The 4,123-nt window shown below is 68.4% G+C and carries 2 protein-coding genes and 1 pseudogene; all 3 read left to right on the top strand.

Annotation, left to right across the window (positions count from 1 at the left end):
- Positions 1 to 1,460 (top strand): thioredoxin family protein (locus FKP22_RS22930; RefSeq protein WP_141289992.1); only part of this gene is annotated, 1,460 nt, incomplete at its 5' end.
- Positions 1,461 to 1,626: 166 nt separating this feature from the next.
- The gene (locus FKP22_RS22925) at positions 1,627 to 3,567 is read left to right on the top strand and encodes a S9 family peptidase (RefSeq protein ID WP_141289993.1); all 1,941 of its coding nucleotides are present in this window, start codon (positions 1,627 to 1,629) and stop codon (positions 3,565 to 3,567) included.
- Positions 3,568 to 3,845: 278 nt separating this feature from the next.
- Positions 3,846 to 4,123, top strand: a pseudogene (locus tag FKP22_RS22920) (alpha/beta hydrolase); the annotation flags it as partial.

The raw sequence follows: 4,123 nt of genomic DNA, 5'->3' as shown, positions 1-4,123 counted from the left end.
CCTGGCTGCCTGCCGGCGCGGATGCCGACGTGGACAAGGCCTTCGCGCAAGGCAAGGCCGAGAAGAAGCCGGTGCTGGTCTACTGGGGCGCCAAGTGGTGCCCGCCGTGCAACCAGCTCAAGGCCACGCTGTTCAACCGCCAGGACTTCGCTGAGCGCTCGAAGAGCTTTGTCGCGGTGCACATCGACGGTGACCTGCCCGGCGCGCAGAAGCTGGGCGCCCGCTTCAAGGTGCGCGGTTACCCGACCATGATCCTGTTCAGCCCGGACGGCCAGGAAATCACCCGCCTGCCCGGCGAGGTCGACGCGCCGCAGGTCATGAACGTGCTGCAGATGGGCCTGGCCGGCGGCCGGCCGATCAAGACCGTGCTGGACGAAGCCCGCGCCGGCAAGCCCGTCAGCGCCAACGAATGGCGCATGCTGTCTTTCTACTCCTGGGACACTGACGAAACCCAGCTGGTTTCGCCCAACGACCGCCCGGGCCTGCTGGCCCAGCTGTCTGCGGCCGCACCCGCCAGCGAGGCCGAAGCCAGCACGCGCTTGCTGCTGAAGGCCCTGGCCGAGAGCGACGAAGGCAAGGGCATCAAGCCGGACGCTGCGACGCGCGAACGCATCAAGAAACTGCTGGCTGACCCGGTGGCCAGCCGCACGCTGATGGACGTGCTGGTCAATGCGGCACCCGACGTGGTCAACGCGCTGGCGCCGGCCGCCGGACCGGACCGCACGGCCCTGGCCGGCGCGATGGACAGCGCGCTGCAGCGCCTGCAGGCCGACGCCAGCCTGTCGCGCAGCGACCGCGTCTCGGCGCTGATCGCCCGCGTCGGCGTGGCCCGGCTGGACCAGCCCAAGGAAGCGCTGCGCCCCAAGCTGCCGGCGCCGCTGTTGAAGGAAGTGCGTGACATGGCCGCGGCCATGGACAAGGAGATCACCGATGGCTACGAGCGCCAGGCGGTCATCAGCTCGGCGGCCTACGCGCTGGGTGAAGCCGGCCTGTGGACCGAAAGCGATGCGCTGCTGAAGAGCAACCTGAGCAAGAGCCACTCGCCGTACTACCTGATGAGCCACCTGGGCGGCAATGCCAAGAAGCAGGGCAAGAAGGCCGAGGCACTGGGCTGGTACGAAAAGGCCTTCAACACCAGCGAAGGCCCGGCCACGCGGCTGCAATGGGGCTCCAGCTACCTGACGGCGCTGGTCGACATGGCGCCGCAGGACTCGGCCAAGATCGAGAAGGTCGCGGCCCAGCTGTTCACCGAAGCTGCCGGCCAGGAGGGTGCGTTCTACGAGCGCAGCGCCCGTTCGCTGCAGAAGGTCGGTGTGGAACTCGGCAAGTGGAACGCCAAGGGCGCGCATCAGGCCACGCTGGACCGGCTGCGCGCACAGCTGGCACCGGTCTGCGGCAAGCTGCCGGCGGCCGATGGCCAGAAGACGACCTGCGAAGGTCTGATCAAGACCCGCGCCTGAGCGCGAGGACGATGGGCGGCCTGCGCCGCTCATCCTGCCGGCCTGCGCTTCATGCGGCGTAAACGCGCGCCGGTCGCAGCCGGCTACCCGCAGTGGCCGTGGCGAGCGAGCATCAGGATTCCAGAAATTTCGGGAGTCATTGCTCATGCCATTTGATGCCAAGACCATGCTGCCCCTGCTGGCCCCGGCGCTGCTGACCGGCCTGCTGGCCACCGCGTCGCTTCAGACCTGGGCTGCAGAGGCGCCTGCCGCCACGCCAGCGCCGCAATTCCCGCTGCGCGACTTCTTCGCCAGCCCGCCACAAGGCTTCTTCCGCATCAGCGATGGCGGGCGCTGGCTGTCCTGGATGCAGCCTGCCGTGGGCGATGGCGGCCCCACGCCGCGCCGCAACCTGTTCGTGCAGACCCTGGACGGCAGCAAGCCGACCGGTCAGCCGCGCCAGCTGACGCGCGAAAGCGCACGCGACATCGCCAACTACTTCTGGAAAGGCGACGGCACGCTGCTGTTCCAGAAGGACTTCGGCGGCGACGAGAACTTCCACGTGGTCGCGGTCGATGCCGTGAGCGGCCAGGTGCGCGACCTGAGCCCGTACGAAGGGGCGCGGGCCGAGATCATCGACACGCTGGACGAAGACCCGGACAACATCCTCCTGCAGCACAACAGGCGCGACAAGCAGGCGATGGACGTCTACCGCGTCAACGTGAAGACCGGCGCCGAGACGCTGGTGGCACGCAATCCCGGCAACATCGTCGCCTGGCTGCCGGACCATGCCGGCAAGCTGCGCGTGGCGGTGGCGTCGGACGGCGTCAACAACCAGCTGCTGTACCGCGCCACCGAGGCCGACGAGTTCAAGGCCATCATCGCGACCGATTTCCGCACCGAGGTCAGCCCGCAGTTCTTCGACTTCGACAACCAGGGCCTGTACCTGCTGTCCAACCGCGGGCGGGACCGCAAGGCGCTGGTCAAGCTGGACCCCGGCAAGCCCGACCTGGAGCAGGTGGTCTACGAACACCCGACGGTGGACCTCTCCGGCGCCAGCTACTCGCGGCTGCGCAAGGTGCTGACGGTGGCCGAGTTCACCGAGGACAAGCAGGGCCGCCACAGCTTCGACGCGGCGACCACGCAGCTCTACGCTAGGCTGGCGCAGAAGCTGCCGGGTTACGAGCTGATGCTGCAGGCCAGCACGCGGGCCGAGGACAAGTTCGTGGTCGCCGCCGCCAGCGACCGCACGCCTGGCACGCGCTACCTGTACGACGCCAAGGCCGACACCTTGAGCAAGCTGGCCGACATCAACCCCAGGCTGCCCGAGGCGCAGATGGCGACGATGCAGCCGGTGCGCTACCGCGCCCGCGACGGGCTGGAGATCCCCGCCTACCTGACGCTGCCGGTTGACCGCGCGCCGAAGAACCTGGCCTGCGTGATCAACCCGCACGGCGGCCCGTGGGCGCGCGACCAGTGGGGCTTCAACCCGGAGGTGCAGTTCCTCGCCAACCGAGGCTACTGCGTGCTGCAGATGAACTTCCGCGGCTCCACCGGCTTCGGCCGCAAGTTCTGGGAAGCCAGCTTCGGCCAGTGGGGCCTGTCGATGCAGGACGACATCAGCGACGGCGTGGCCTGGCTGGTCGGCCAGGGCATTGCCGATCCGAAGCGCATTGGCCTGTACGGCGGCAGCTACGGCGGTTATGCCACGCTGGCCGGCGTGACCTTCACGCCCAAGCTCTATGCGGCCGCGGTGGATTACGTCGGCGTGTCCAACTTGTTCACCTTCATGAAGACGATCCCGCCGTACTGGGAGCCGTTCCGCCAGCAGATGTACGCGATGGTCGGCAACCCGGATGATCCGAAGGACAACGCCCGCCTGGCCGCCACCTCGCCCGCGCTGCACGTGGATCGCATCCAGACCCCGCTGCTGATCGCCCAGGGCGCCAAGGATCCACGTGTCAACAAGGCCGAGAGCGACCAGGTGGTGGAGGCGCTGAAGAAGCGGGGTGTCACGGTGCAGTACCTGGTGAAAGACAACGAGGGCCACGGCTTCCACAACGAGGAGAACCAGTTCGAGTTCTACGGCGCGATGGAAAGCTTCTTCGGCCAGCACCTCAAACCCTGAGCTTTCGGCGTTCGATCCCACGAGAGGGCCTGCGGGCCCCTCCTTGTTTTGACACCCTGCGGCCGCAGTTCGTGCGCGAAAGGCCACCGCTCGTGTCGGCCGATCCGCCATTCATGGGGGGCGGTGCCTGGCGACTGCGAGCGCTGGCGAGAATGCGCCGCATGCAATTCATCCTTCCCCTCCGGCCCGCCCCGCGAAGCCGCGGGCGCCGGCCTTCGCCAGATCCCAGGTCGGCAGTTCGCCTGTTGTGCAACAGCGCCACCGCGCCGGCCTTGGCCGTGCCTTTGCTCGCCTGTTTGCCGGCACCAGCTGAAGCTGCGGGCGCGGCCACGCTGCCGGGCCTTAGCCTGCAGCCTTGCCGGCTCAAGGGCGTGGAGGTCGGTGCGCGCTGCGGCGTGCTGAAGCGGCCGCTGGACCCGAGCAAGCCGGACGGCGTGCAGATCGACCTGCATGTCGCCGTGCTTCCGGCGGTGGCGCGCAACCCGAAACCCGACCCGGTGTTTTTCCTGGCCGGTGGCCCCGGCCAGAGCGCCATCGAGCTGGCTGGCACGGTGCA

Source organism: Ideonella azotifigens (genome assembly GCF_006519715.1).
In the GTDB taxonomy this organism is placed as follows: Bacteria; Pseudomonadota; Gammaproteobacteria; order Burkholderiales; family Burkholderiaceae_C; genus Ideonella; species Ideonella azotifigens.
The sequence above is the reverse complement of the archived record's forward strand: the minus strand, read 5'-3'. Positions and strand labels throughout refer to the sequence as shown.